General features: G+C 57.4%; 25 protein-coding genes. 7 read left to right on the top strand and 18 right to left on the bottom strand.

Annotated elements, in window-relative coordinates; all coding sequences use genetic code 11:
- Positions 1 to 29: 29 nt before the first annotated feature.
- The 16 genes from C1N60_RS19940 to ravA form a co-directional block, all read right to left on the bottom strand.
- Complete coding sequence (locus C1N60_RS19940; protein WP_021508191.1) at positions 30 to 449, bottom strand: F0F1 ATP synthase subunit epsilon; 420 nt, start codon at positions 447 to 449, stop codon at positions 30 to 32.
- Between the two features lie 24 nt (positions 450 to 473).
- Positions 474 to 1,871, bottom strand: coding sequence for a F0F1 ATP synthase subunit beta (atpD, locus tag C1N60_RS19935; RefSeq protein ID WP_021508190.1), 1,398 nt, complete (start codon positions 1,869 to 1,871; stop codon positions 474 to 476).
- A 63-nt stretch (positions 1,872 to 1,934) separates the two neighbouring features.
- On the bottom strand, positions 1,935 to 2,801 hold the full coding sequence (gene atpG, locus C1N60_RS19930) for a F0F1 ATP synthase subunit gamma (RefSeq protein WP_021508189.1): 867 nt from the start codon (positions 2,799 to 2,801) through the stop codon (positions 1,935 to 1,937).
- A gap of 52 nt (positions 2,802 to 2,853) precedes the next feature.
- Complete coding sequence (gene atpA, locus C1N60_RS19925) at positions 2,854 to 4,395, bottom strand: F0F1 ATP synthase subunit alpha (protein WP_021508188.1); 1,542 nt, start codon at positions 4,393 to 4,395, stop codon at positions 2,854 to 2,856.
- Between the two features lie 14 nt (positions 4,396 to 4,409).
- On the bottom strand, positions 4,410 to 4,943 hold the full coding sequence (gene atpH / locus C1N60_RS19920; RefSeq protein WP_021508187.1) for a F0F1 ATP synthase subunit delta: 534 nt from the start codon (positions 4,941 to 4,943) through the stop codon (positions 4,410 to 4,412).
- 14 nt (positions 4,944 to 4,957) lie between these two features.
- Positions 4,958 to 5,428 (bottom strand): F0F1 ATP synthase subunit B, encoded by a 471-nt coding sequence (atpF, locus tag C1N60_RS19915; protein WP_021313757.1) that lies wholly within the window; start codon positions 5,426 to 5,428, stop codon positions 4,958 to 4,960.
- A 108-nt stretch (positions 5,429 to 5,536) separates the two neighbouring features.
- Positions 5,537 to 5,776 (bottom strand): F0F1 ATP synthase subunit C, encoded by a 240-nt coding sequence (gene atpE, locus C1N60_RS19910; protein WP_003849523.1) that lies wholly within the window; start codon positions 5,774 to 5,776, stop codon positions 5,537 to 5,539.
- Between the two features lie 49 nt (positions 5,777 to 5,825).
- Positions 5,826 to 6,644, bottom strand: a complete 819-nt coding sequence (gene atpB, locus C1N60_RS19905; protein ID WP_031279833.1) for a F0F1 ATP synthase subunit A — start codon at positions 6,642 to 6,644, stop codon at positions 5,826 to 5,828.
- Positions 6,645 to 6,652: 8 nt separating this feature from the next.
- Positions 6,653 to 7,033 (bottom strand): F0F1 ATP synthase subunit I, encoded by a 381-nt coding sequence (gene atpI, locus C1N60_RS19900; protein ID WP_021508185.1) that lies wholly within the window; start codon positions 7,031 to 7,033, stop codon positions 6,653 to 6,655.
- A 713-nt stretch (positions 7,034 to 7,746) separates the two neighbouring features.
- Positions 7,747 to 8,364, bottom strand: coding sequence for a 16S rRNA (guanine(527)-N(7))-methyltransferase RsmG (gene rsmG, locus C1N60_RS19895; protein WP_021508184.1), 618 nt, complete (start codon positions 8,362 to 8,364; stop codon positions 7,747 to 7,749).
- A gap of 48 nt (positions 8,365 to 8,412) precedes the next feature.
- A complete protein-coding gene (mnmG, locus tag C1N60_RS19890) occupies positions 8,413 to 10,302 on the bottom strand; it encodes a tRNA uridine-5-carboxymethylaminomethyl(34) synthesis enzyme MnmG (RefSeq protein WP_021508183.1) in 1,890 nt (629 codons plus the stop codon).
- 441 nt (positions 10,303 to 10,743) lie between these two features.
- Positions 10,744 to 11,184: an FMN-binding protein MioC gene (gene mioC, locus C1N60_RS19885; RefSeq protein ID WP_021508182.1), complete on the bottom strand. Its 441-nt coding sequence runs from the start codon at positions 11,182 to 11,184 to the stop codon at positions 10,744 to 10,746.
- A gap of 154 nt (positions 11,185 to 11,338) precedes the next feature.
- Entirely contained in the window at positions 11,339 to 11,800 is a 462-nt protein-coding gene (asnC, locus tag C1N60_RS19880) for a transcriptional regulator AsnC (protein WP_007893613.1), read from the bottom strand.
- Between the two features lie 105 nt (positions 11,801 to 11,905).
- A complete protein-coding gene (gene ovoA / locus C1N60_RS19875; RefSeq protein WP_394521234.1) occupies positions 11,906 to 14,044 on the bottom strand; it encodes a 5-histidylcysteine sulfoxide synthase in 2,139 nt (712 codons plus the stop codon).
- Positions 14,045 to 14,115: 71 nt separating this feature from the next.
- A complete protein-coding gene (gene viaA, locus C1N60_RS19870) occupies positions 14,116 to 15,576 on the bottom strand; it encodes an ATPase RavA stimulator ViaA (protein WP_058770715.1) in 1,461 nt (486 codons plus the stop codon).
- A complete protein-coding gene (gene ravA, locus C1N60_RS19865; RefSeq protein ID WP_104189839.1) occupies positions 15,573 to 17,069 on the bottom strand; it encodes an ATPase RavA in 1,497 nt (498 codons plus the stop codon). The genes viaA and ravA overlap by 4 nt, the downstream gene beginning before the upstream one ends.
- Positions 17,070 to 17,368: 299 nt before the next feature.
- On the opposite strand from ravA, the gene kup reads away from it, so the two are divergent.
- The gene (gene kup / locus C1N60_RS19860) at positions 17,369 to 19,237 is read left to right on the top strand and encodes a low affinity potassium transporter Kup (protein ID WP_021508177.1); all 1,869 of its coding nucleotides are present in this window, start codon (positions 17,369 to 17,371) and stop codon (positions 19,235 to 19,237) included.
- Positions 19,238 to 19,248: 11 nt separating this feature from the next.
- Here the strand turns inward: kup and qseC are convergent, their stop codons facing one another.
- The gene (gene qseC, locus C1N60_RS19855; protein WP_394521233.1) at positions 19,249 to 20,580 is read right to left on the bottom strand and encodes a quorum sensing histidine kinase QseC; all 1,332 of its coding nucleotides are present in this window, start codon (positions 20,578 to 20,580) and stop codon (positions 19,249 to 19,251) included.
- Positions 20,577 to 21,239, bottom strand: coding sequence for a quorum sensing response regulator transcription factor QseB (qseB, locus tag C1N60_RS19850; protein ID WP_394521232.1), 663 nt, complete (start codon positions 21,237 to 21,239; stop codon positions 20,577 to 20,579). Before qseB ends, qseC begins: the two co-directional genes overlap by 4 nt.
- A 169-nt stretch (positions 21,240 to 21,408) precedes the next feature.
- Here qseB and C1N60_RS19845 point away from each other — a divergent pair, with 169 nt between their 5' ends.
- From C1N60_RS19845 to rbsK, 6 genes are all read left to right on the top strand, one after another.
- Positions 21,409 to 21,804, top strand: coding sequence for a YgiW/YdeI family stress tolerance OB fold protein (locus C1N60_RS19845; protein WP_058758226.1), 396 nt, complete (start codon positions 21,409 to 21,411; stop codon positions 21,802 to 21,804).
- 173 nt (positions 21,805 to 21,977) lie between these two features.
- Positions 21,978 to 22,397, top strand: coding sequence for a D-ribose pyranase (gene rbsD / locus C1N60_RS19840; protein WP_125311213.1), 420 nt, complete (start codon positions 21,978 to 21,980; stop codon positions 22,395 to 22,397).
- A 7-nt stretch (positions 22,398 to 22,404) separates the two neighbouring features.
- The gene (gene rbsA, locus C1N60_RS19835; protein ID WP_058758228.1) at positions 22,405 to 23,913 is read left to right on the top strand and encodes a ribose ABC transporter ATP-binding protein RbsA; all 1,509 of its coding nucleotides are present in this window, start codon (positions 22,405 to 22,407) and stop codon (positions 23,911 to 23,913) included.
- Positions 23,910 to 24,881: a ribose ABC transporter permease gene (rbsC, locus tag C1N60_RS19830; protein WP_021508172.1), complete on the top strand. Its 972-nt coding sequence runs from the start codon at positions 23,910 to 23,912 to the stop codon at positions 24,879 to 24,881. The genes rbsA and rbsC overlap by 4 nt, the downstream gene beginning before the upstream one ends.
- 27 nt (positions 24,882 to 24,908) lie before the next feature.
- Entirely contained in the window at positions 24,909 to 25,784 is an 876-nt protein-coding gene (gene rbsB, locus C1N60_RS19825; RefSeq protein ID WP_021508171.1) for a ribose ABC transporter substrate-binding protein RbsB, read from the top strand.
- 64 nt (positions 25,785 to 25,848) lie between these two features.
- Positions 25,849 to 26,778 carry a ribokinase gene (gene rbsK / locus C1N60_RS19820; RefSeq protein WP_058770712.1) on the top strand — a complete coding sequence of 310 codons (930 nt, stop codon included), beginning with the start codon at positions 25,849 to 25,851 and terminating at the stop codon, positions 26,776 to 26,778.
- Positions 26,779 to 26,782: the final 4 nt, after the last annotated feature.

Genomic DNA, 26,782 nt, shown 5'->3' with positions numbered 1-26,782 from the left:
GCTGGCATTTCGTGACGCATAAAGCCTGATTACATCGCTTTTTTGGTCAGCTCGATGACGCGCAGTTTCGCGATAGCTTTCGCCAGCTCCGCAGAGGCCTGAGCATAGTCCACGTCGCCGTGGCTGCTGTTCATGTGCTCTTCTGCTTTACGTTTCGCTTCCAGCGCGCGCGCTTCGTCGAGGTCTTCACCGCGAATTGCAGTGTCGGCCAGAACGGTCGTGCTGCCCGGCTGTACTTCCAGCACGCCGCCAGAGAGGTAGATATACTCCTCTTCGCCGTGCTGTTTAACGATGCGAATCATACCAGGCTTGATGGCAGTCAGCAGCGGGGCGTGGCCCGGGTAAATACCCAGCTCACCTTCGCTACCTGACACCTGGATACGCTGCACCAGACCGGAGAACATTTGCTGCTCCGCACTGACCACGTCCAGATGATAAGTCATAGCCATACCACTCCTCCTGGGAAACCGTTATTACAGTTTCTTCGCTTTTTCGACAGCTTCTTCGATCGCGCCGACCATGTAAAACGCCTGCTCTGGCAGGTGGTCGAATTCGCCTTCCATGATGCCTTTGAAGCCACGGATGGTGTCTTTCAGCGTCACGTATTTACCCGGAGAACCGGTGAAGACTTCTGCTACGAAGAACGGCTGAGACAGGAAGCGCTGAATCTTACGCGCACGTGCCACCAGCAGTTTGTCTTCTTCAGACAGCTCGTCCATGCCGAGGATGGCGATGATGTCTTTCAGCTCCTGGTAACGCTGCAGCAGCGACTGAACGCCACGCGCGACGTCGTAGTGCTCCTGACCGACGATCAGCGGATCCAGCTGACGGCTGGTAGAGTCCAGCGGGTCAACGGCCGGGTAGATACCCAGTGACGCGATCTGACGGCTCAGCGTAACGGTTGAGTCTAAGTGAGCAAAGGTGGTTGCTGGTGACGGGTCAGTCAGGTCATCCGCAGGAACGTAAACGGCCTGTACGGAGGTGATTGAACCGGTCTTGGTGGAGGTAATACGCTCCTGCAGCACACCCATCTCTTCAGCCAGCGTTGGCTGATAACCTACCGCCGATGGCATACGACCCAGCAGTGCAGAAACCTCTGTACCGGCCAGGGTGTAACGGTAGATGTTGTCGATGAACAGCAGAACGTCACGGCCTTCATCACGGAATTTTTCCGCCATGGTCAGACCGGTCAGTGCTACGCGCAGACGGTTACCCGGCGGCTCGTTCATCTGGCCATACACCAGCGCTACTTTATCGATAACGTTGGAGTCCGTCATTTCGTGGTAGAAGTCGTTACCCTCACGAGTACGCTCACCCACGCCGGCAAAGACCGAATAACCTGAGTGCTCAGCCGCGATGTTACGGATCAGCTCCATCATGTTTACGGTTTTACCCACACCCGCACCACCGAACAGACCGACTTTACCGCCCTTCGCGAACGGACACATCAGGTCGATAACCTTGATGCCGGTTTCCAGCAGTTCCTGGGAGTTTGACTGATCTTCATAAGAAGGCGCTGCGCGGTGAATAGAGGAAACCTCTACAGCGCTGCCGTCTTCTTCTTTCAGGTCGCCTTTCATGTCGATTGGCTCACCCAGCACGTTCATGATACGGCCGAGTGTTGCTTTACCAACCGGAACCTGGATAGGTTTTTTCAGGTCGGTGACTTCCAGACCGCGCTTCAGGCCGTCAGAAGAACCCATGGCGATGGTACGCACCACGCCACCGCCCAGCTGCTGCTGAACTTCCAGCACCAGACGAGCATCACCATTTTTTACCTCGAGAGCGCTGTATACCTGCGGTACCGCGTCCTGAGGGAATTCGACGTCAACTACGGCGCCGATAATCTGGACAATCTTTCCAGCTGCCATCTTGAATCCTCTACCTAATACGAGAATATCCGGCCGCGCTCGCGCGACGGGATATATGCCTGGTTAAACCGCGGAGGCTCCCGAGACGATCTCGGTAAGTTCCTGAGTGATGCTGGCCTGACGAGCTTTGTTGTACACCAACTGCAGCTCTTTGATCAGGTTTCCGCCGTTATCGGTTGCCGCTTTCATGGCCACCATACGTGCAGCCTGCTCACTGGCCAGGTTTTCCACCACACCCTGATAAACCTGCGATTCGACATAACGACGCAGCAGGGTATCCAGCAGCGCTTTCGGATCGGGTTCGTACAGGTAATCCCAGGTCTTCGCCTTCATCTCTTCTTCACCTTCCGCTGGCGGTAACGGCAGCAGTTGGGTAATGGTCGGAGTCTGAGACATGGTGTTATTAAACTTATTGCTGACGATATACAGCTTGTCGATGCGGCCTTCATCATAAGCCTGCAACATCACTTTTACCGGGCCGATCAGGTCGGACAGCGCAGGCTTATCGCCCATGCCGGTAACCTGAGCCACGACGTTGCCACCTACAGAGCCGAAGAAAGAAACGCCTTTGGAACCGATAATCGCCAGATCGCTCTGCACGCCTTTATCAGACCAGCCTTTCATTTCTGCCAGCAATTTTTTGAACAGGTTAACGTTCAAACCACCACAAAGCCCGCGGTCAGTCGAAACGACCAGGTAGCCGACGCGCTTAACGTCGCGCTCATCCAGGTAAGGGTGCTTGTATTCCAGATTACCCAGAGCAAGGTGACCAATCACTTTGCGCATGGTATCTGCATACGGACGGCTGGCCGCCATGCGTTCCTGCGTTTTACGCATTTTGGAGGCGGCGACCATTTCCATCGCTTTGGTGATCTTCTGCGTGTTTTTCACGCTTCCGATCTTGGTACGTATTTCTTTTGCGCCGGCCATTAGCTTCTCCTCAAAGCCTTGCGGCCTGCCTTTTCAGACAAGCCGCCAGACATTACCAGGACTGGGTTGCTTTAAACGTTTCGAGGAGGCCTTTCAGCTTCTCTTCGATTTCGTTGTTGTAGTTACCCGCCTGGTTGATTTCAGCCATCAGCTCCGCGTGTTCGCGATCGGCGAACGCCAGCAGAGCGGCTTCGAAGCTGCCGATTTTCGCCAGTTCAACGTCGTTCAGGAAGCCGCGCTCGGCAGCGAACAGTACCAGACCCTGTTGTGCAACAGACATCGGTGCATACTGTTTCTGCTTCAGCAGCTCGGTCACTTTCTGACCGTGGCTCAGCTGTTTGCGCGTTGCATCGTCCAGATCGGAAGCGAACTGAGAGAACGCTGCCAGTTCACGATACTGTGCCAGCGCGGTACGAATACCACCGGACAGTTTCTTGATGATCTTGGTCTGTGCAGCACCACCAACACGGGATACCGAAATACCCGGGTTAACGGCTGGACGGATACCGGAGTTGAACAGGTTCGATTCCAGGAAGATCTGACCATCGGTAATCGAAATTACGTTGGTCGGAACGAACGCAGAAACGTCACCCGCCTGGGTTTCGATGATCGGCAGCGCGGTCAGAGAACCGGTCTGGCCTTTCACTTCACCGTTGGTGAAACGCTCAACGTAGTCAGCGCTAACGCGTGATGCACGCTCCAGCAGACGAGAGTGGAGGTAGAACACGTCGCCCGGGAATGCTTCACGACCCGGCGGACGGCGCAGCAGCAGAGAAATCTGACGGTAAGCAACAGCCTGCTTAGACAGGTCATCATAAACGATCAGCGCATCTTCACCGCGGTCACGGAAGTATTCACCCATCGCGCAACCGGCATACGGAGCCAGGTACTGCAGCGCAGCGGATTCAGAAGCGGAAGCGACAACCACGATGGTGTTAGACAGCGCACCGTGCTCTTCCAGCTTACGTACCACGTTAGAGATGGTAGAGGCTTTCTGACCGATCGCGACGTAGACACACTTGATGCCAGAATCGCGCTGGTTGATGATGGCGTCGATGGCCATCGCAGTTTTACCGGTCTGACGGTCACCGATGATCAGCTCACGCTGGCCACGGCCGATTGGAATCATCGCATCGACAGATTTGTAACCGGTCTGAACAGGCTGGTCGACTGACTGACGGTCGATAACGCCTGGTGCAATCACTTCAACCGGTGAGAAGCCATCGTTGTCGATAGCGCCTTTACCGTCGATCGGTGCACCCAGGGTGTTAACCACGCGGCCCAGCAGGCCACGGCCAACCGGCACTTCCAGGATACGGCCAGTACACTTCACCTTCATGCCTTCGGCGAGGTCAGCGTACGGACCCATCACTACTGCACCTACAGAGTCACGCTCGAGGTTCAGTGCGATAGCGTAACGGTTGCCCGGCAGAGCAATCATCTCACCCTGCATTACATCGGCCAGGCCGTGTACGCGGATGATACCGTCACTTACAGAAACAATAGTACCTTCGTTGTGAGCTTCGCTCACGACATTGAACTGAGCAATGCGCTGCTTGATCAGTTCGCTGATTTCGGTGGAATTCAGTTGCATATGCTCCAGTCCCCTTAAGACTGCAAGACGTCTGCCAGACGGTCAAGACGGCCGCGCACGCTGCCATCAATCACCAGGTCACCCGCACGGATAACCACACCTGCCATTACAGACTTATCAATTTTGCAATTCAGCTTAACTTTGCGTGACAGACGTTTTTCCATCGCGGCGCTGATTTTACTCAGCTGGCTGTCACTCAGCGCACTGGCGGAGATCACATCAACTTCGGCTGTCGCTTCATAAGCGTCACGCAGTTGAATGAACTGTTCCAGTACCGCTGGAAGCGCTGTCAAACGTCCGTTCTCCGCCATAACCTTAATCAGGTTCTGAGCGTGTTCATCAAGTTGATCACCACAGACTGCGTTGAAAGAAGCAGACAAGGCTTCCGGTGCCAATGCACCGGAAAGGAGTTCTGCCATCTGTTCGTTGCGAGCCACTTCTGCGGCAAACGCCAGCATGGTCTGCCAGCGGTCGATACTTTGATGCTCAACAGCAAAGTCAAAAGCTGCTTTGGCGTAGGGGCGAGCTACAGTAATCAGATCAGACATCAGCCCCTCCCTCCTTACAGTTCAGCGACCAGTTTATCAACGATGTCGCTGTTAGCAGCTTCATCCACGGAACGTTCGATGATCTTCTCGGCGCCAGCTAAGGCCAGCAGCGCGACTTGCTTACGCAGCTCTTCACGTGCACGTGAGCGCTCGGCTTCGATTTCTGCCTGCGCCTGAGACACGATGCGGTTACGTTCAGTCTCAGCTTCAGTTTTGGCTTCGTCCAGAATCTGGGCACGGCGTTTGTTCGCCTGCTCGATAATGACCTGAGCTTCTTCTTTGGCTTTTTTCAGCTGGTCGGTCGCATTGGCCTGCGCGAGATCCAAATCTTTCTTCGCGCGTTCAGCAGAAGCAAGGCCTTCAGCAATTTCTTTCTGGCGCTTTTCGATGGCAGCCATAATCGGCGGCCATACGTACTTCATGCAGAACGCGACAAACAGGATGAACGCGATGGCCTGGCCGAGGATTGTTGCATTAATGTTCACAGCACAATGCCTCTTATTAAGTTAACTTGCTCTGCCGCTATCAGCGATAAACGGCAGAATCCGTTCCTCATCACACTGCGTGCCATGAGTGAACCACGGCTACAGGCTTTAGGCGACAGCAAACATCACGTAGAGACCCAGACCAACAGCGATCATTGGGATTGCATCCACCAGACCCATTACAACAAAGAACTGCGTACGCAGCAGAGGAATCAGATCCGGCTGACGCGCTGCGCCTTCCAGGAATTTACCTCCGAGGATGCCGATACCGATCGCAGCACCGATTGCCGCCAGACCCATCATCACAGCGGCAGCCATGTACAGCAGATCCATATTCAGGTTTTCCATGACAGTCTCCAGTTTGTTTCAGTTAAAAGCTAAGTTGTTGAGATAAAAATCAATGCTCTTCAGATGCCATCGACAGATAGACAATCGTGAGGACCATGAAAATGAAAGCCTGCAGCGAAATAATCAGGATGTGGAAAATGGCCCATGGCACATTCAGCACCCACTGCGACCACCACGGCAGCAGACCGGCAATCAGGATAAAGATCAGCTCACCCGCATACATGTTGCCGAACAGTCGCAGACCGAGCGAAACCGGTTTAGACAGCAGGCTAACACCTTCAAGAATCAGGTTGATGGGGATGAAGATCGGGTGATTAAAAGGCTGCAGCGTCAGCTCTTTGGCGAAGCCACCTACACCTTTCATTTTGATGCTGTAGAACAGAATCAAAATAAATACGCCCAGCGCCATAGACAGCGTGATGTTCACGTCTGCAGACGGCACGACGCGCAGCGCCGGCAGGCCCAGATAGTGCTCGCCGATAAACGGCAGCAAATCGATAGGCAGCAGATCCATGAAGTTCATCAGGAAGACCCAGACGAAAATCGTCAGAGCCAGCGGGGCGATAACTTTACTCTTACCGTGGTACATGTCGCGGACGTTGCTATCAACAAAGCCAACGACCAGCTCGATAGCCGCCTGCATTTTCCCTGGCACACCGCTGGTGGCGCTTTTCGCCACTTTACGGAACAGCACCAGGAACACCAGTCCCAGTACAACAGAGAAAAACATGGAGTCCAGGTTTAACGTCCAGAACGTTGCTGGCGCGTCGTGTGCATTCACCAGCTCGAAAGTACGCAGGTCCATCTGAAGATGTGTCAGATGATGACCTATGTATTCCTGCGGCGTTGAGATCTCTCCTGCGGCCATGATGCCTCTTACCCTTTGTTGTTAATTACAGCCGGCGCGACGATTTGTACCACCAGCACCGATAACCAGGTGATTGCGAGTGGCCAGAAGACCGCTCCAAATCCACCTAACGCCACAACGAGAAAAACAACGGTGGCAAACACCTTGAGCACTTCACCAAAGGCGAAGCTCCAGGCGACACGCCCTTTTGCCGGAGTTTGATCCTGCAGGCGCCAGGCTAAAAACATAAACAGTACGTTTGGCAGCCAGGCTGCCGCACCACCCGCGATGGCAGAGGCGCCCCAGGTGACATCTTTCAGGGCAAACAGCGCACCGATTACGACAAAGGTCACCAGCTGGATCACCAGCACGGTTCGGGCTAATTTCACACTGTAAAGAGACACTGACATGACGCTTAACTCTCCTGCCCCGAACGGGGTATGTCGCGTGTCGTATAAGACTGCCTTTACTCTTTTGAGTCAAGCAGCAAAAGCCGTGCAAATTATACGGGCCGCACCTGCGATTTCAATCGGTAAGTAGCGAAAAGGTGAACAATTATTTAAATTTCTTTCTGGAGGGCTATTTTTCAAAACATCCGCTTCGGCCTGCCTGACGAAACAGGCTTGAAATTGCCCGGCAGACTTGCTTTTAAAGCGTGCTTCAGATCACATTATAAGCACCCCCGGCAGCGATAATTTGCTTTTTAACCCCTGCCGCGCAATTAATGAAACCCGTAATTTACTTTTCAATCAGTAAGATAGAATTATTGCTCCTGGATTAGCGCCAGATTTTCGATAAAAACACTCTATTGACATCACCCACAGCAATAAAAACGTAAAACTGATATTACGTCCGCCGATTTATTGCAGAGTTATATTTTCCGCCGTGACTATTCGTCACAGTAAATACAGCGGTTAAAGTGATGTAACTGATAATGAAATGTGAATTATTCGTTAAATGTAACAGAGGTTTTCGGATAATTTCCGCGGCGGATGTTAACCCGCTTCCCCTGCCCTGTTGAATAAAAGCGTTTATCGTGACGCGTTCAACCGCTGTTTTTTTAGCCGGCTGCTGCGCTAAGCCAAACGGCATGAATCACGATAAATCCACACCGTTTGCGCGACTATTGCCGCCTGATCACCACCAGATGACGCTCACCTTCCAGTTCCGGCACCCGCAGAGGCGCAATTTTTTCGATGGCGAAGCCAGCAGGCAGCGCGGCAATTTCGTCATCCGGCCTGACGCCTTTCAGCGCATAGAAGTGGCCTGTTGCCCCCGGCAGATGGTGGCACCAGTTCAGCATGTCTTCCAGCGATGCAAAGGCGCGGCTGATCACCCCGTCAAACGGCGGCTCAGCCGGGAACTCTTCCACCCGGCTCTGCACCGGCGTGACGTTAGTAAGCCCTAACTCATGTTGCACCTGACGCAGGAAACGCACGCGTTTCCCGAGGCTGTCCAGCAGCGTAAAGTGCGCCTGCGGGCGGACAATCGCCAGCGGGATCCCCGGCAGGCCCGGTCCGGTACCGACATCAATAAAGCGCTCACCCTGCAGGTGGGGTTCTACCACGATGCTGTCGAGAATGTGGCGCACCAGCATCTGCTGCGGATCGCGCACCGAGGTCAGGTTGTAGGCTTTATTCCACTTGTGCAGCAGTTCGACATAACCCACCAGCTGCTGTTTTTGCTGATCGGAGAGGGAAATGTTTGCCGCTTGCAGCAGCCGGGAGAGTTTATTAATCACGACGAGAATTCCATTAACAGGGGCGAGCGTGCCCGCCCCGGGGGTCGATCAGGCGCTTTTACGCAGCAGGCCCTGTTTTTTCAGGTAAATCAGCAGAATTGAAATCGCCGCCGGCGTGATGCCGGAAATACGCGATGCCTGGCCGATAGAGGTCGGTTTGTGGTCGTTGAGTTTGGCGATCACTTCATTCGACAGTCCATTTACCTGGCGATAGTCGAGGTCGGCCGGGAGTAAGGTGTTTTCATTGCGCTGCTGGCGATCGATCTCCTCCTGCTGACGCGCGATGTAACCTTCATACTTCACCTGAATCTCTACCTGCTCTGCGGCCTGCTCATCCGCCAGCGCCGGACCGTAGCTCGGCAGCGACATCAGCAGTTCGTAGGTCATCTCCGGACGACGCAGCAGATCTTCCGCGCTGGCCTCTTTGGTCAGCGGCGCGCTGATTACCGTGTTCACTTCGCTGACGTTTTCAGACTTTGGATGCACCCACAGGTCACGCAGACGCTGACGCTCCTGCTCAATCGCTTCCAGCTTCTGGTTATAGCGAGCCCAGCGCGCGTCGTCGACCAGGCCGAGTTCACGTCCGGTTTCGGTCAGGCGCAGATCGGCGTTATCTTCACGCAGCATCAGACGATACTCGGCGCGCGAGGTAAACATGCGATACGGCTCTTTGGTGCCCAGCGTACACAGATCGTCGACCAGCACGCCAAGATAAGCCTGATCGCGACGCGGTGCCCAGCCCTCTTTGTCCGCAGACTGACGCGCAGCGTTAAGACCGGCCAGCAGCCCCTGCGCTGCCGCTTCTTCATAACCGGTGGTGCCGTTGATCTGGCCGGCGAAGAACAGGCCGTGGATAAATTTACTCTCCAGCGTCGGCTTGAGATCGCGCGGATCGAAGAAGTCATACTCGATGGCGTAGCCCGGACGCACGATCTTCGCGTTCTCCAGACCTTTCATCGAGCGCACGATCTGCATCTGCACATCAAACGGCAGGCTGGTGGAGATGCCGTTCGGGTAGATTTCGTTGCTGGTCAGCCCTTCCGGCTCAAGGAAAATCTGATGCGCGTTACGATCGGCAAAGCGCATCACTTTGTCTTCGATCGACGGGCAGTAGCGTGGCCCGATCCCCTCGATGATCCCAGCATACATCGGGCTGCGATCGAGGTTATTGCGGATCACTTCATGTGTCTGCTCGTTGGTATGGGTGATCCAGCACGGCACCTGCTGCGGATGCTGTCCGGCATGGCCCATAAACGAGAACACCGGCATCGGGTCATCTCCGTGCTGCGGCGTGAGCACCGAAAAGTCGATGGTTCGGGCATCGATACGCGGTGGCGTACCGGTTTTCAGGCGGTTTACGCGCAGCGGCAGCGCACGCAGACGTTTAGCCAGCGGAATCGACGGAGGATCGCCTGCACGACCACCGCTGTAGTTATCGAGACCGATGTGGATTTTGCCGTCCAGGAAGGTGCCGACCGTCAGAACGACGGTTTTCGCCCGGAACTTCAGGCCCATCTGGGTCACGGCGCCGACAACGCGATCGTTCTCCACAATCAGATCGTCAACCGCCTGCTGGAAGATCATCAGGTTCGGCTGGTTTTCCAGCGCAGTGCGTACCGCCTGGCGATACAGTACCCGGTCTGCCTGTGCACGCGTGGCGCGCACCGCCGGGCCTTTGCTGGCGTTTAGTATCCTAAACTGGATACCGGCCTGATCGATCGCGCTGGCCATCAAACCGCCTAAGGCATCCACTTCCTTAACCAGGTGTCCTTTCCCGATGCCACCGATCGCCGGGTTACAGGACATTTGCCCCAGCGTATCAATATTATGGGTGAGTAACAGGGTTTGCTGACCCATTCGGGCAGCGGCCATCGCGGCTTCTGTGCCCGCATGACCACCACCGATTACGATGACGTCAAAAGGATCTGGATAAAACATGAAGTGGGTCCTCGTTAGTGTTCGGACAGGGATCGTTGCCCTGGGCGGTGGATTCTACTGAAATTCTGTTCAGGGCGAAAGTCGCGGGATCCTGCGGTTTAAAAGAAAGGATCTTAAGTATTTTATATGATCTCTTTGTTAGATCTCTTATTAGGATCGCCCCTGGCTGTTGATAACCCGGAAAAGCGTTGTGGCAACAGGGGATTAGCGAGGATCGTTTACTGTGAATGATCGGTGATCCTGATCCGTATAAGCTGAGATCAACTTTGCTACTTATGCACAGCGTAAAAAAGCATCAGCGGTTGTTCTTTGGATAACTACTGGTTATACGCATGAAATAACGAATCTTATCCACAGAGCGACGCAGGTAAAAGGCGATAAAACAGCGGAATCAACTGGGGATCGACACAAATACCCGATCCCCGACCAGCAAAGATCGTCTTAAATCTGCGGGTGCCAGCTGGCGACCCACACTTCCGCCGGATCTTCCGGAATCTCATGTTCCAGCACGTCGATCTCCAGCCGATCGCCAATACGTTTGGCGCCCAGCTGCGTTAACGTCGTCTCCAGCAGCTTGATCGCACCGCAGAACAGATCGTATTCATGATTACCGATACCCACTGCGCCAAAGCGGACGCCTGACAGATCCGGCTGGCTCTCCTGCAGCGCTTCATAAAACGGCAGCAGGTTGTCCGGCAGTTCGCCGGCACCGTGCGTTGAGCTGACAATCAGCCAGACGCCCTCCTGCGGCACCTCATCCAGCTCGGGTCCGTGCAACAGTTCGGTTGAAAAGCCCGCTTCCTGCAGTTTCTCTTCCAGATGTTCAGCGACATATTCGGCGCTGCCAAGGGTACTGCCACTGATTAAGGTAATATCGGCCATGATGCTCTCCCGCACTAAAGGCGAGCATTGTACGCTGTGATCAAGCGGTGATCCACCTGTGGAAAACAGGGTTAATCGTCGATAGCATCAGGCGACAAGGCGCATCACAAAAGCGATCCGCCCGGGATAAGGTTATGCACAGCGGGGAAGCCGATCACGGCTTGATAGTGCGCATGATCGGGTTTTGCAGCGAGATCAGCGTCTCGGTGGACTGGATTTCATCAATGGTCTGGATCTTGTTGATCAGCACCTGCTGCAACGCATCAATGGAGCGGCACATCACTTTAATAAAAATGCTGTAGTGGCCGGTGGTATACCAGGCTTCCACCACTTCATCCAGCGCTTCCAGTTTGCTGAGCGCTGCCGGATAGTCGCGCGCGCTTTTCAAAATGATGCCGATAAAACAGCAGACATCAAATCCGAGCTGCCGTGGATCGATCTCCACGCGCGTACCCAGAATAATCCCCGCCTGACGCATTTTCTCGACGCGCACGTGAATCGTGCCGGGGCTGACGTTGAACTGCTTGGCGAGTTCGGCGTACGCGGTGCGCGCGTTTTGCAGCAGCGCATTTAAAATGCCGCGGTCGAGATTATCCAGTTGCAGGTGTTCCGCCATCATCCATCCTCATTAGGTTCTTCTTCTCTGAACAGGGAGAATGTGCAGCAAATTAGCGGGACAGGCAAGGCGCAGACAGCGGAGCTGCCGCTGTCTGCACGCTTTTTAGCGCTTACGCCACAGCGTCAGCTGGGCCTGTGTGTGCTGGAACTTACGCGCGGTTTCGCGAATTACAAACGGCACGTCCTGCGGCGGCGCAACCTCCTCAAAGGCATCGCGCAGCAGTCGTTGCAGCGCCTGCCAGGTGGTGAGCGCTTCACCGTTTTCACGGAAACCGCCCAGCCAGTTCTCCTTCGGCGTGAACTCTTCCAGCCAGGTGTAAGGTGAGGAGATGGCCAGCAAACCGCCGGAGCGGATCATCGGCGTGATGTCCTGCAGGAAGCGCTTCGGCTGGCGCAGGCGATCGATCAGGTTAGAGGCCAGTACCAGATCGTAGCCATCGGGCTGCGGTTTCAGGTTACAGGCATCGCCCTGCACAAACTGAATGCGCTGCGCCAGGGTCTCATCGAAACCAAACTCTTTTAGCCGCACCTGGCGATACTCCACCAGCTCTCCCTCTTCCGGCACCACGTAACGGAAATCCTCACCCGAGGTCAGCTGCAGCGCCACGTCGATAAAGCGCGCCGAGTAATCCATGCCGGTGACCGCAGCAAAATGGCGCGCCAGTTCAAAGCTGGCACGACCGGTGGCGCAACCGATATCCAGCGCGTGGCCGCGCTGCGCGCAGTGCGGCAGCACGATATCGACCAGCGCCGCCGCGTAGTTCGGCACACCGTAATAGCCGGGGCCGTACTGGAAGTCGAGGTACTGCGACACCATGCTGTCGGTTTCATACGGATTCAGCGCCATGCTCTCCTGATGCGAGGAAACCACGTAGCGGAAACCGGCATGCTGGAAGAAGTGGCGCCGGAAGGCGTAGCGTGAGGATTTCAGCGCTTCGTTGCCGGTGGAGATCCAGCTGCCGCCTTTGATCAGCGCATGTTTGCCGTCAAAGGTGGGCGTGGAGAAATCGTCATAAAGCGGATGTACCCTGAAGCCTTCAAAGCCGTTGGTCGGCGTGGTGGTCCACTGCCAGACGTTGCCGACAATGTCGAAGAAGTCACCCTGGGCAAAGTGGTCTACCGGACAGGAAGAGGCCCAGCGGGCAAGATTGATGTTGCCCGGCGCGTCGATCCAGTCCGGCTGATCGCCGGCAACCTGCTCGCGCAGCTGCATCCACTCGGCTTCGCACGGCAGCTGGATCGCTTTGCCGCTCTCTTCCGCCAGCCAGCGGCAGAATGCCGCGGCTTCCAGCTGATTCACTTCGGCGGGCCAGTCCCACGGCATCGCCACTTCTTCGGTCATCAGGCGCAGCCGGAGATCGTCAGGTTGTGCAATGTCGCCGACCCAGAAAGTCGGCATCTGCGCCTGGGCATACTCGCGCCAGCCCCAGCCTTCATCATCCCACCAGCGGCGTTCGTTATAGCCGTTGGCGGCAATAAAATGAAAGAACTCGGCGTTGCTCACCAGCATTTTGCTGGCTTTGAACGGTTTCAGCTCAGTTGAAAGGCTGCCGTATTCGTTATCCCAGCCGTAGGTATCATCGGTTTTACCCTGCGTGACGCGCCCGCCAGGCATCGCCACCAGCGTATTGGCCGGTACCGAGGCACGATCGTGGCGCGCCTGCGGACACGCCGGCCAGTGCGGCTGCGGTTTAACCCACTCAAGCGGCAGCTGGCGGATCAGCACGCTGGAGGTTTCGAGGTGAATTCGCTCATGCTCAATACCCATCAGAATCACCCACGCCGGGCTGTCCCAGTCAATCGGCAGATCCAGCGGCATGGTGCGGATGAATTCACTTACCACGGTTTTCACTTTGCCACGGTAGTCGCGCACCTCGGCTACGTCCGGCCAGCTGTAATGGCTGTCGTCGAGATCGTCCCAGCTCATCTCATCCACGCCGATCGCCATCATCGCCTCGATGCGATCGTCAATGCGCTGCTGCAGATAACCGCCCGCCATCAGCTTATTAATGTAGAAAGTAGCGGTATGGCCAAAGTAGAAGATCAGCGGATGGCGCAGGGTGATGGCTTTATTAAAGTACGCGCGCTCATCGGCGAGGCAGTCGAACAGGCTTTCGTACAGCTCCCAGGTCTGGGTGAAATAGGCCAGCAGTTCGGCGCGTTTGGCGTCGCTGCTGCTGCCGGAAAGCCGGACGGTGCGGGTGGGCGCAGGCAATTGATCGTGAAGATGAGCGGTTGTCACAGTGAACTCCGTAAGCTGATTAAACACAGCGGGTAATTCACTATAGCAAATTAGCATTTCTGCCTGATGAATTAGCGTTTCCAGCGGCGCAGCAGGCGGCTTTTCAGGCCGGTATCGAAGCGCCAGATGTGATCGAAAATGCGCAGAATGCCGGGTTTGCCGTGCGCCGACATCGCCACGGCGTGGAAGCGTTGCTGGTGGTGACGCTGGCGCTGTTTAATAGTGCTGACGATGTCGTCCGGCAGACGCTGGGCGATAAAATCGGAAACGATCACCGCATCGGCTTCCTGCCACTGACTGCCCTCCATACGCGTGACCACCGCAGACAGGCAGGCGGCCAGATCGGTGCCGCCGCGAAAACGCTGGCTGAGAAAACGGATTGCCTGCTCGATGCCGTTATCCGCGGTCAGCTCGTAGCCAATCACTTCGTGAGCAAACAGCATGATGTAGCAGCGCCGCCTGTCGGCCAGCGCCACCTTCAGCAGCGCCAGACAAAACGCTTTGGCGCAGCGTTCATTGAAACCGCCCATCGAACCGGAGGTATCCACGCAGACGATGAACGGGCCGCGCGGCTGCGCTTCGTGCTGCTGATGGCTGGCCGGGCGAAGCGTTACTTTCTCGTGCCAGGCATCGCCCTGTAACCGGTAGGTCAGCAGGCGTTTCTCCACCAGCCGGCGATAAAATTCCAGCTCCAGTTCGCTGATGCTCAGCGCCGCCAGCTCCGGCGGCAACAGACGCAGCACATCGTCACTCTGATGGATGCCGCTGACCTCTTCCGGCACGTTGTCCGGCTCGCGCACCAGCTGATGAAACGCTTCCAGCGGCGCATCCTGTGACGGTACCGATTTCGCTTCGCGGCTGCGTCCCAGCTGCTGCGCCAGTTTCATCAGTTCCGGCTGCTGGGCGAGGAAATCGCCGTACTGCACAATCAGCTCATAGTCGCCATGCTGCAGCGGTGCCTTGCTCAGATCCCACAGGCGTCCGGCGGCGGCTTCGTCGTCATCGGTCAAAATCGGCGCCAGCTGGCCGCTGATGGCCATGCGCTGCTGCAGCTCAGCCATCAGGCGTTCCCGCTGCTCTTCCAGCAGGGTTTCGTTCAGCGTCAGGGTTTGCAGCGTCAGGCTCAGGCGCCAGCGCTGCAGGAACAGCGTGTGCTGCGCATTGCTCAGCTGGGCGCTGTCGGTATGCAGCAGCAGTTTGCTGGCCTCTTCGATAAACGGGGACGGCAGCGCTTTCAGCTGCGTCATGATGGCGGGCAGTTGCTCACTGAAGGCGTGGCTGCTGAGCAGCTGCATCTGCTGGAAGAGCTGAAATTCGCGCGCCAGCGCGTCCGGCACCGGCGTGGTTTTCATCTGGGCGGCAATCTCGGCGCGCCAGCGCGGCAGCTCGCCCATCATCGCCTGTTTCAGGCGCGGAAATTTTTCAAAGAACAGCGCCAGCTGTGGCGAGGCCAGCAGTGCCACAATCAGCTCTTCGATCAGCTCGGTTTCGCCAATCGACAGCAGCGTGCTGAGCGTCTCCAGCGAGATCATTTTCTCGCCTGTTTCAGCTGTTCCGCCACATCCTGCAGGCTGGTTTCGATGCGTGCCAGCCAGTCGTCGCTGATAAACAGGCAGCGCTGGTGCTGGCTAAACAGCGTGCGCTGCGCGCGCAGCTGGGCCTCCAGCGCGTCGTACTCTTCAATGATTTCCTGCGGCACGTCGCTGCTGCTGGCGGCACCCGGCAGCGTCAGGCGCGTGGACTGCAGGCTGACGTCGCGCAGCGTCAGACAGTGGTGCGCATCCACCAGCAGGTCGAGCGTCTGGCCAAAGCCGATGCCGTTGAGCTTGCCGCGGATCTCGCCCGCTTTCAGCAGCCACTGATTGAGCGCATCGCGTGCCACCACCACGTGCGTGACCTGCATGTCGTGCAGCGTCAGCGGCTGTTGCAGCATCAGGGTCAGCTGTTCGTCCGTGATCGAGGCCGGTAATTCATAGTGCGGTTTGCGGCTGAACATGCCGCTGTGCTTCTCCAGCGTCAGCGCCTGCGCCACGCTCTGCTGCTGTTGCAGCGCCAGCCGGCGCGCTTTGATCTGCTGCAGCGTGTGCAGCATCGCCTGCTGCTGCCACGCGTGCTGCGTCATCAGCGCATCAATTTCACGGTCCAGCAGCTGCATCGACGCCACGTCGTGCCACAGGCAATCTTTCAGCAGGATCAGATCAAGCGGGGCAATCGCCACGCGGCCGCTGTAAAACGCGCTGGCCTGCAGCAGATGGATGGCTTTTTTCCAGCGACGATCGGAGATATAGGGCGCTTCTGGCAGATTCTCCAGCTGCTGACGCAGCTGATAGATCAGCTCAAACACATGATCGGGCAGGCTGACCTGGCTGATGCCTTTCTGCCACTGCTGATACTCTTCATCGCTGATGCACAGCGATTCCGCCACCGGGTTGGCGTTTTCATCCTGCTGGTGGGTCAGCATGCTGCGGAAGTTCTGCTTTTCATGCACATTGTCGAGCCAAAGCCGGATCAGCATACGGTCGTACAGCGCTTCCAGACCGCTGTCAGCCTCCGGCAGTTCGTTGGAGGCGGTGACCAGCAGACGCATCGGGATCGGCTCTTCGCTGTCGCCGTTGCGAAAGCGACGTTCGTTGATGGCGGTGAGCAGCGTATTGAGAATCGCCGGACCGGCTTTCCAGATCTCATCCAGAAAGACAATTTCGGCATCCGGCAGATAGCCTTTGGTCAGACGCTGATAGCGGCCTTCATCTTTCAGTGCCTGGATCGACAGCGGGCCAAACACCTCTTCCGGCGTGGAAAATCGGGTCATCAGGTATTCAAAGGCACGGGCGTGCTGGAAGGCGTATTTCAGGCGGCGGGCAATCAGGCTCTTGGCGATGCCCGGTGGCCCGAGCAGAAACACGCTTTCGCCGCTCAGCGCTGCCAGCAGGCAGAGACGAATGGCATGATGCCGTTCATACAGCCCTTTCTCCAGGGCATTGCTGAGGCGAGAAATTCTTTCTGCCAAAAGATGGGGTTGAGCCATAATCACATCATTGTCCTTCTGATCCTGGTGCCGTCATATTCTGGCGAGCGCAATACTCTACTGTTTATCATGCGTGAAAGCGTTGATAGCCGTCAGCTTTTTTGTTTCAGAAGGTTGAGGTGAGGCAAATCGCGGGTTTTCAGCGCATTTCGCGCCGATTTTCGGCGAAAAAACGCTGCACAGACGGCGTAATGCCAGACGGTAAAAGTAGGTTTTTTCGGGAATATGTGCATACTGTGCGCTTTTTGATGATCTGAGCGCCGGGCTGAGGCCTGCGCGGCTCCAACAAAAGACAACTTATGAGCTCGGATAAGAAACAGTCCCTTGGCGCAGTCACTCTGGCGGCGATCGGCGTGGTGTATGGCGATATCGGTACCAGCCCGCTCTATACCCTGCGCGAGTGTCTCTCTGGTCAGTTCGGCTTTGGCGTGGAACGCGAGGCGGTGTTTGGCTTTCTGTCGCTGATCTTCTGGCTGCTGATTCTGGTGGTTTCGCTTAAATACATCAGTTATGTGATGCGCGCCGACAACGCCGGTGAAGGCGGGATCCTGACGCTGATGTCACTGGCGGGCCGCAATACCGGCGCACGCGCCACGGCGATTCTGGTGATCATGGGGCTGATTGGCGGCAGCTTCTTCTACGGGGAAGTGGTGATCACGCCGGCGGTATCCGTGCTTTCGGCCATCGAAGGGCTGGAGATCGCCGCGCCGAGCCTCGATAGCTACATTGTGCCGCTGGCGATTGCGGTACTGACGCTGCTGTTTGTGATTCAGAAACACGGCACCGGTATTGTCGGTAAGCTGTTTGCGCCGGTGATGCTGCTGTGGTTCATCATTCTGGCGGTGCTGGGTGCGCGCAGTATCATCAATAATCCCGAGGTGCTGCACGCCATGAACCCGTACTGGGCGCTGCACTTCTTTATTCAGTACAAAACGGTATCGTTCTTCGCGCTGGGCGCGGTGGTGCTGGCGATCACCGGCGTTGAAGCGCTGTATGCCGATATGGGCCACTTTGGTAAGTTTCCAATTCGCCTGGCATGGTTTGTGGTGGTGCTGCCGTCGCTGGTGCTCAACTATTTCGGCCAGGGGGCGCTGCTGCTGGAGCATCCGGAGGCCATCAAAAACCCGTTCTTCCTGCTGGCGCCGGACTGGGCGCTGATTCCGATGCTGATCCTCGCGACGCTGGCCACGGTGATCGCCTCGCAGGCGGTGATCTCCGGCGTATTCTCGCTGACGCGCCAGGCGGTGCGTCTTGGCTATCTGCCGCCGATGCGCATCGTGCACACGTCCGAAGAGGAATCCGGCCAGATTTATATTCCGGTCATCAACTGGCTGCTCTATTTCTCTGTGGTGATTGTGATCGTCGGCTTTGAGCACTCCAGCAATCTGGCGGCCGCCTACGGGATTGCGGTGACCGGTACCATGGTGCTGACCGCGATTCTGTGTTCAACGGTGGCGATTCAGAACTGGCACTGGAATCGCTATCTGGTGGTGCTGATTCTCATCGCGATGCTGTGCATCGACGTTTCGCTGTTCTCCGCCAACCTGGTCAAAGTATTCTCCGGCGGCTGGCTGCCACTGACGCTGGCGCTGATGATGTTTATCGTGATGACCACGTGGAAGAGCGAGCGCTTCCGCCTGCTGCGTCGTATGCATGAGCATGGCAATTCGCTGGAGGCGATGATCGCCTCGCTGGAGAAATCGCCGCCGGTGCGCGTGCCGGGCACGGCGGTCTACATGTCGCGAGCGCTCAATGTCATCCCCTTTGCCATGCTGCATAACCTGAAGCACAACAAGGTGCTGCACGAGCGCGTGGTGCTGCTGACGCTGCGTACCGAAGATGCGCCTTATGTGCACAACGTGCGTCGCGTGACCATTGAGCAGCTGTCGCCCACCTTCTGGCGCGTGGTGGCAAGCTACGGCTGGCGCGAAACGCCAAACGTCGAGGAGATTTTCCACCGCTGCGGCCTCGAAGGGCTCAACTGCCGCATGATGGAAACCTCGTTCTTTATGTCACACGAGTCGCTGATCATCGGCAAACGCCCGTGGTATCTGCGTCTGCGCGGCAAGCTGTTCCTTGCGCTGCAGCGCAACGCCCTGCGCGCGCCGGATCAGTTTGAAATTCCGCCTAACCGGGTAATCGAGCTCGGTACTCAGGTCGAAATCTGACGCATCGCGCGTCACCAGCTGAGGGTGACGCGCAGCCCCTGCGGCTGCACCGCGCTGAAGGTTAGCCGGATGCCGTGCAACTGAGCCACATTTTTCACAATCGACAAGCCAAGCCCGCTGCCGGTTTGCGCCTGCCCCGGCGGTCGCCAGAAGCGTTCGCCCAGCCGCGTCAGTTGATCGGCGCTGACGCCCGGTCCGTTATCCACCACCTCCAGCCTGCGCGCGCTAAGCCGCAGCTGAATCTCACTGCCGGACGGCGTGTAGCGCAGCGCGTTATCCAGTAGATTGCGCAGCAGTAAACCCAGCAGCAGTGGATGACCGTTCATCACCGGTTCCGCGTCAGCCGTCAGCGTCAGCCTGGTGTGCTGCGCTGCCGCCTGTGCCTGGTGTTCGGTGACCAACTGGTGCAGCAACGGCGCGAGGGGGACTGGCTGAAATTCGCTGCGCAGATCGTCTGCTTCGACGCGCGACAGCGTCAGCAGCTGATCGACCAGCCGCGTGGCGCGCAGGATGCCGCTGTCGAGCTGCTGCAGCGCATGGTTACGCATCGCCTCGTCATCGCCGGCCAGCTGAATCACCTCACTCTGCACGCGCAGCGCCGCCAGCGGGCTGCGCAGCTCGTGCGCCGCATCGGAGGTAAACCGTCGCTCGCGCTGGACCAGCTGTGCCATGCGGGCAAACAGGCCATTAAGCGCCGCCACCAGCGGCTTCACCTCCAGCGGCAGGCGCTGCGGCGTCAGTGGGGTGGCATCATCCGGCGCGCGCTGCTGCAGCGATGCAGTCAGGCGTTTCAGCGGACGCAGCTCAAACCACACCAGCGCCAGCAGCAACAGCAGCATCAGCGGCATGGCTACCAGCCACGGCAGCAGACTGCTCAGTGCCAGATCGCGCGTCATGTCATCACGATATTCCCACTCCTGTCCGACCACCACGCGCCACTGCTTATCGGCTGACGTCAGCCACAGCAGCCGCCAGCGATCGTCATCGTCACGCAGGCGACCATCGTGGAAGCCGTCACGATCCGCTGTAAACTGCAAATCGCGGCCGTTTTCGCCGTCGTTCAGCAGCGGTTTGCCGTCGGCGCTGAACAGCGCAAAGGCCAGCGCGTCGTCATCCTGATCGCCGCGATGGTGGCGCAAAATCGCTTTGGTTTTTGGCAGCGAGGCGGCCTGCAGGCGACTGGCATCCAGCGCCAGCAGGCGTTTGGCGAACAGCATTTGCTGGGTATCAAACAGCTCATTAACGGTGTCGCGCGTCTGCTGCCATGCGCTAAAGGTGGCACTGGCACCACACAGAATAATTAACAGCAGAAAGCCGATGGCCAGCCGCAGGAACAGACTCATTCTGCCGCTCCCAGCGTGTAGCCAATGCCGTGCACGGTGCGGATGAACTGACTGCCGAGCTTTTTACGCAGATGATGGATGTGCACTTCGACTGCGTTACTGGAGACGTCGTCGTCCCAGCTGTATAGTTTCTCCTCCAGCTGCGCGCGCGTCAGCACGCGACCGGGATTGCGCAGGAACAGCTCCAGCAGCGCCAGCTCACGGCTTTTCAGGCTGAGCGTTTCGCCATCCAACGTCACGCTGTGGCTGCCGGGAGCCATCACCAGCCTGCCGTGACGCAGCTCTGGCTGCAGCTGACCGTGACGGCGACGAATCAGCGCCTGCAGACGCGCGGCCACCTCCGTCAGCGCAAACGGCTTGCACAGATAGTCGTCGGCACCGAGTTGCAGGCCCTGCACGCGCTGGTCCAGCGCATCGCGTGCGGTGAGGATCAGCACCGGGACATCCGCGCCCTGCTCACGCCACTGGCGCAGGATGTCCAGCCCGTCACGTTGCGGCAGCGACAGATCCAGCACCACGGCATCCCATGGCGCCGCGTTGAGCGCCTGAAATCCGGCTTCGCCGCTGACAAACCAGTCGACGCTGAAACCCAGTTTGGTCAGGCCGACCTTCAGGCCATCGCCAATCAGCGTATCGTCTTCAATTAATAAAATGCGCATGCGTTTCTCCCGGTTACCTGGGGTTTATACGAAGCAGATGCGCGCTTGTACAGCGTCATTCGCCCGTTTTGGCTTATTTTTCCCCTCTTTTTTTCCCTTAAGATCCTGTTAAGAACCCTGTGGTGAAATAGCTCCCGTAATCCGCACAGACATGGAAATGAGGTGAAAAATGAAAAAGAGTGCAGCGCTGTTCGCCATTATCGCCCTGGCAGCAACCCCGGTGTTAGCCGCCCAGCAGGGTGGCTTTGTCGACCCTAACGCGCCAGCCGCTCAGGCTAAAGCCGGCGGTTTTAAGGCCGATAACAGCAGTGTGGTGACGGTAAAACAGGCCGAAGAGATGAAGGATGACAGCTGGATCACCGTGCGCGGCCAGCTTGATAAGCAGATCGGCGACGAGGATTATCTGTTCCGCGACAGCAGCGGCAGTATGAAAGTGGAGATCGACCACAAACGCTGGAACGGCCAGACCATTACGCCGAAGGATCAGGTCGAGCTGACCGGCGAACTGGATAAGGATTTCAATTCGATTGAACTGGACGTTAAACAGGTGCGTAAACTGCCTTAACTTCCCCCTGCGGAGCCACGTCGCGGGCTCCGCCATCCCGCCAAACTCAAATTTTCCCCGGCCCAGGCGAAACGTTTCGATGGCGATCACATTTCCGTGATGCCGTCATTGAGTTGCCATGTACATTTAATACACTGCCAGACAGCGAAACGTTTCGCTGTGGAGTGGAATAAATGAAAAAAGGTCGCCTGTTAAACGCTGAAGTCTCCCATGTGATTGCCCGCCTCGGGCATACCGATACGCTGACGATTGCCGATGCGGGCTTGCCGATCCCGGCCGGTCCACTGCGCATCGATCTGGCGCTGACGCCCGGTACGCCCGATTTTTTACAGGTGGTGGAAGTCATCACGCAGGAGATGCAGGTTGAGAGCGCCCTGATAGCGGAAGAGATCCAACAACACAATCCGCAACTCCACAGCCAGCTGATCGCCGTGCTCGAAGCCTTGCAACAGCACCAGGGGAATGTCATTAGCGTTCGTTACACCAGCCATGAACAGTTCAAACAACACACTCAGCGCAGTCAGGCGGTCATTCGCAGCGGAGAGTGCTCTCCGTATGCGAATGTCATCCTGAGCGCGGGCGTCACTTTCTGAGGCCGCTATGCAACCGTTATTGCAACTCAGGGGAATTGAAAAATCATTTCCCGGCGTGAAGGCGCTCAACGGCGCGTCGCTGGCGGTTTATCCCGGGCGCGTGATGGCGTTAGTGGGAGAGAACGGCGCGGGCAAATCCACCATGATGAAGGTGCTGACCGGCATCTACAGTATGGACGCCGGTTCGCTGCACTGGCTGGGCAAAGAAGTGACGTTCTCCGGGCCGAAAGCGTCTCAGGAAGCCGGCATCGGCATCATCCATCAGGAGCTGAACCTGATCCCGCAGCTGACCGTCGCGGAGAATATTTTCCTCGGCCGTGAATTCGTTAACCGCTTTGGCCGCATCGACTGGAAACAGATGTATGCCGCGGCGGATGCGCTGTTAAAGCGCCTCAATCTGCGCTTCAGCAGCCACAAGCTGGTGGGCGATCTGTCGATTGGCGACCAGCAAATGGTGGAGATCGCCAAAGTGCTCAGCTTCGAGTCGCAGGTCATCATTATGGATGAACCGACCGATGCGCTGACCGATACCGAAACCCTGTCGCTGTTCCGCGTCATCAATGAGCTGAAAGCGCAGGGCTGCGGCATTGTTTATATCTCCCACCGCATGAAAGAGATCTTTGAGATTTGCGATGACGTCACCGTGTTCCGCGACGGCCAGTTTATCGCCGAGCGCGCGGTAGGCGATCTCAGCGAAGAGGGCCTGATCGAAATGATGGTTGGCCGCAAGCTTGAGGATCAGTATCCGCATCTCGATCAGACACCGGGCGAGGTGCGGCTGCGGGTCGAGCACGTTAGCGGACCGGGCGTAGAAGATGTCAGCTTTACCCTGCGTAAGGGCGAGATTCTGGGCATCTCCGGTCTGATGGGCGCGGGCCGCACCGAATTAATGAAGGTGCTGTACGGCGCGCTGCCGCGTACGCACGGCAAAGTGACGCTTAACGGCCGCGAAATTGTCACCCGCTCGCCGCAGGACGGCCTGGCCAACGGCATCGTCTATATCTCGGAAGACCGTAAGCGTGACGGGCTGGTGCTCGGGATGTCGGTCAAAGAGAACATGTCGCTGACCGCGCTGCGCTACTTCAGCCGCGCCGATGGCGGCCTGAAGCACGCCGAAGAGCAGCTGGCGGTGGGCGATTTTATCCGCCTGTTCAATGTGAAAACGCCGTCAATGATGCAGCCGATCGGTCTGCTGTCCGGCGGTAATCAGCAAAAAGTGGCGATTGCGCGTGGCCTGATGACGCGCCCGGATGTGCTGATCCTCGACGAGCCGACGCGCGGCGTCGATGTTGGGGCGAAAAAAGAGATCTATCAGTTAATTAACCAGTTTAAAGCCGAAGGGCTGAGCATCATCCTGGTGTCGTCGGAAATGCCGGAAGTGCTGGGCATGAGCGACCGCATTCTGGTGATGCATGAAGGCCATCTGAGTGGCGAATTTTCCCGTGAGCAGGCTACCCAGGAATCCCTGATGGCAGCGGCGGTCGGTAAGCAACACAGCGAGGAGTTAGTTGTATGAGTACCCAAACCTTACCTGCCAGCCGTCGCTGGTTCAGCAAAGCCTGGCTGCTGGAGCAGAAATCGCTGATCGCGCTGATTGTGCTGATCGCCGTGGTCGCCAGCCAGAGCCCGAACTTCTTCACGCTGCCCAACATGTTTAACATCCTGCAGCAGACGTCGGTCAACGCCATCATGGCGGTGGGCATGACGCTGGTGATTCTGACGTCAGGCATCGACCTTTCGGTCGGCTCGCTGCTGGCGCTGACCGGCGCGGTAGCGGCATCGATTGTCGGGCTGGAAGTTAATGCATTGGTGGCCGTAGCGGCATCGCTGGCGCTGGGTGCCTTTATTGGTGCCATTACCGGTGTGATTGTGGCACGCGGCAAGGTGCAGGCGTTTATCGCTACGCTGGTAATGATGCTGCTGCTGCGCGGCGTCACCATGGTTTATACCAACGGCAGTCCGATCAACACCGGCTTCAGCGATAACGCCGATCTGTTTGGCTGGTTCGGTATTGGCCGTCCGCTGGGCATTCCTACGCCGGTATGGCTGATGGCGGTGGTGTTCGCGCTGGCGTGGTACATGCTGCATCACACCCGCCTCGGCCGCTATATCTATGCGCTGGGCGGTAACGAAGCGGCCACGCGCCTGTCCGGCATCAACGTTAACCGCGTTAAAGTCATCGTCTATTCGCTGTGCGGCCTGCTGGCGGCACTGGCGGGCACCATCGAAGTGGCGCGTCTCTCTTCAGCGCAGCCGACGGCGGGCACCGGTTATGAACTGGATGCGATTGCCGCGGTGGTGCTGGGCGGGACCAGCCTCGCGGGCGGTAAAGGGCGCATTATGGGCACGCTGATCGGTGCGCTGATTCTCGGCTTCCTCAATAACGGCCTCAACCTGATGGGCGTATCGTCTTACTACCAGATGATTGTCAAAGCCGTCGTCATTCTGCTGGCGGTGCTGGTGGATAACAAAAGCAGTAAGTAACTCTGACCTTCACACAGGATTAAAGAAATGAAAAAGTTAACTGCATTGGCCGTCATCCTTGGCGCCACCCTCAGTGCTGGCGCGATGGCTAAGGATACGATTGCGCTGGTAGTCTCAACGCTGAATAACCCGTTCTTTGTGTCGCTGAAAGATGGCGCACAGAAAGAAGCCGATAAGCTGGGCTATAACCTGGTGGTGCTCGACTCACAGAACAACCCGGCAAAAGAGCTGGCAAACGTGCAGGATCTCACTGTGCGCGGCACCAAACTGCTGCTGATCAACCCAACGGATTCTGACGCGGTCGGTAACGCCGTGAAAATGGCTAACCAGGCGAACATCCCGGTGATTACGCTGGACCGTATGGCGGCGCAGGGGAAAGTTGTCAGCCACGTGGCGTCTGATAACCGCTTCGGCGGCAAAATGGCCGGCGATTTCATCGCGAAGAAACTGGGCGACGGTGCGAAAATCATCGAGCTGCAGGGCATTGCCGGCACCTCCGCTGCCCGCGAGCGTGGCGAAGGCTTTAAGCAGGCCGCTGATGCACACAAATTCAACGTGCTGGCCAGCCAGCCGGCCGACTTCGACCGTACTAAAGGTCTGAACGTGATGCAGAACCTGCTGCAGGCGCATCCGGACGTGCAGGCAGTTTTTGCCCAGAACGACGAAATGGCGCTGGGCGCGCTGCGTGCGCTGCAGACCGCAGGCAAAACCGACGTGCTGGTGGTGGGCTTTGACGGCACCGCGGACGGCGTGAAGGCGGTAGAATCCGGTAAACTCAGCGCGACCGTTGCACAGATGCCAGACAAGATTGGTATGATTGGCGTCGATACCGCAGATAAAGTTCTGAAGGGCGAAAAAGTGCAGGCGATCAACCCGGTTGACCTGAAACTGGTTACTAAATAAAACCCAAAGAAAAGCATGGCAACGCGCCACCCTCGCGGTGGCGCAACTTCCTGGATAACTCCCTATGAGCAAAAGCGCAAAACTGGCGGTACTCGGCAGCATCAACGCCGACCACATCCTCAACCTCGCCCATTTTCCCCGTCCGGGTGAAACGGTGATCGGGAAACAGTATCAGGTTGCCTTTGGCGGTAAAGGGGCCAACCAGGCCGTCGCGGCTGGCCGTGCCGGCGCTGACATTGCTTTTATTGCCTGCGTGGGTGCAGATGACATCGGCGAACGTATTCGCCAGCAGCTGCAGCAGGACCAGATTGATACCGCTCCGGTGGAAACCGTGGCGCAGGAAGCCACCGGCGTGGCGATGATCTTCGTGAATGGCGAAGGCGAAAATAACATTGGCATCTACTCAGGCGCGAACGCGGCGCTGACGCCAGCCTGTGTGGAGCGCCACCAGCAGGTAATTCGTTCGGCCGATGCGCTGCTGATGCAGCTGGAGTCGCCGCTGGACAGCGTGCTGGCCGCGGCCCGCATCGCGCGCGCCAGCCACACCCAGGTGATCCTTAATCCGGCGCCGGCGACCCAGCTCTCTGATGAGCTGCTGGCGCTGATCGACATTATTACGCCGAATGAAACCGAAGCGGAAATCCTCACCGGCATCGCCGTCAACGACGACGACGACGCGGCGCGGGCAGCCCAGGCGCTGCACGCCAAAGGCATCGATACCGTATTGATTACGCTGGGCCGGCGCGGCGTATGGCTCAGCGAGCAGGGCCAGGGACAACGTATTCCCGGCTTCAGCGTGCAGGCGGTGGATACCATCGCTGCCGGTGATACCTTCAACGGTGCCTTCATTACCGCGCGGCTGGAAGGCGTGGCGATGCAGGATGCGGTCCGTTTTGCCCATGCGGCGGCAGCCATTGCCGTGACGCGCCCGGGCGCACAGCCCTCAGTGCCATGGCGCACTGAGATTGACGCATTCCTGCAGCAACAGGGTTAAGCGC

Source organism: Pantoea sp. SGAir0184, from assembly GCF_043544755.1.
The sequence above is the reverse complement of the archived record's forward strand: the minus strand, read 5'-3'. Positions and strand labels throughout refer to the sequence as shown.

Coding starts and splice junctions, on each gene's coding strand:
- C1N60_RS19940 (WP_021508191.1), bottom strand. CDS start 449: ATGGCTATGACTTATCATCTGGACGTGGTCAGTGCGGAGCAGCAAATG.
- atpD (WP_021508190.1), bottom strand. CDS start 1,871: ATGGCAGCTGGAAAGATTGTCCAGATTATCGGCGCCGTAGTTGACGTC.
- atpG (WP_021508189.1), bottom strand. CDS start 2,801: ATGGCCGGCGCAAAAGAAATACGTACCAAGATCGGAAGCGTGAAAAAC.
- atpA (WP_021508188.1), bottom strand. CDS start 4,395: ATGCAACTGAATTCCACCGAAATCAGCGAACTGATCAAGCAGCGCATT.
- atpH (WP_021508187.1), bottom strand. CDS start 4,943: ATGTCTGATCTGATTACTGTAGCTCGCCCCTACGCCAAAGCAGCTTTT.
- atpE (WP_003849523.1), bottom strand. CDS start 5,776: ATGGAAAACCTGAATATGGATCTGCTGTACATGGCTGCCGCTGTGATG.
- atpB (WP_031279833.1), bottom strand. CDS start 6,644: ATGGCCGCAGGAGAGATCTCAACGCCGCAGGAATACATAGGTCATCAT.
- atpI (WP_021508185.1), bottom strand. CDS start 7,033: ATGTCAGTGTCTCTTTACAGTGTGAAATTAGCCCGAACCGTGCTGGTG.
- mnmG (WP_021508183.1), bottom strand. CDS start 10,302: ATGTTTTATCCAGATCCTTTTGACGTCATCGTAATCGGTGGTGGTCAT.
- mioC (WP_021508182.1), bottom strand. CDS start 11,184: ATGGCCGATATTACCTTAATCAGTGGCAGTACCCTTGGCAGCGCCGAA.
- asnC (WP_007893613.1), bottom strand. CDS start 11,800: ATGGCGGAACACCTGCAACTGGATAATCTCGACCGCGGCATTTTAAAT.
- viaA (WP_058770715.1), bottom strand. CDS start 15,576: ATGATCTCGCTGGAGACGCTCAGCACGCTGCTGTCGATTGGCGAAACC.
- ravA (WP_104189839.1), bottom strand. CDS start 17,069: ATGGCTCAACCCCATCTTTTGGCAGAAAGAATTTCTCGCCTCAGCAAT.
- kup (WP_021508177.1), top strand. CDS start 17,369: ATGAGCTCGGATAAGAAACAGTCCCTTGGCGCAGTCACTCTGGCGGCG.
- qseC (WP_394521233.1), bottom strand. CDS start 20,580: ATGAGTCTGTTCCTGCGGCTGGCCATCGGCTTTCTGCTGTTAATTATT.
- qseB (WP_394521232.1), bottom strand. CDS start 21,239: ATGCGCATTTTATTAATTGAAGACGATACGCTGATTGGCGATGGCCTG.
- C1N60_RS19845 (WP_058758226.1), top strand. CDS start 21,409: ATGAAAAAGAGTGCAGCGCTGTTCGCCATTATCGCCCTGGCAGCAACC.
- rbsD (WP_125311213.1), top strand. CDS start 21,978: ATGAAAAAAGGTCGCCTGTTAAACGCTGAAGTCTCCCATGTGATTGCC.
- rbsA (WP_058758228.1), top strand. CDS start 22,405: ATGCAACCGTTATTGCAACTCAGGGGAATTGAAAAATCATTTCCCGGC.
- rbsC (WP_021508172.1), top strand. CDS start 23,910: ATGAGTACCCAAACCTTACCTGCCAGCCGTCGCTGGTTCAGCAAAGCC.
- rbsB (WP_021508171.1), top strand. CDS start 24,909: ATGAAAAAGTTAACTGCATTGGCCGTCATCCTTGGCGCCACCCTCAGT.
- rbsK (WP_058770712.1), top strand. CDS start 25,849: ATGAGCAAAAGCGCAAAACTGGCGGTACTCGGCAGCATCAACGCCGAC.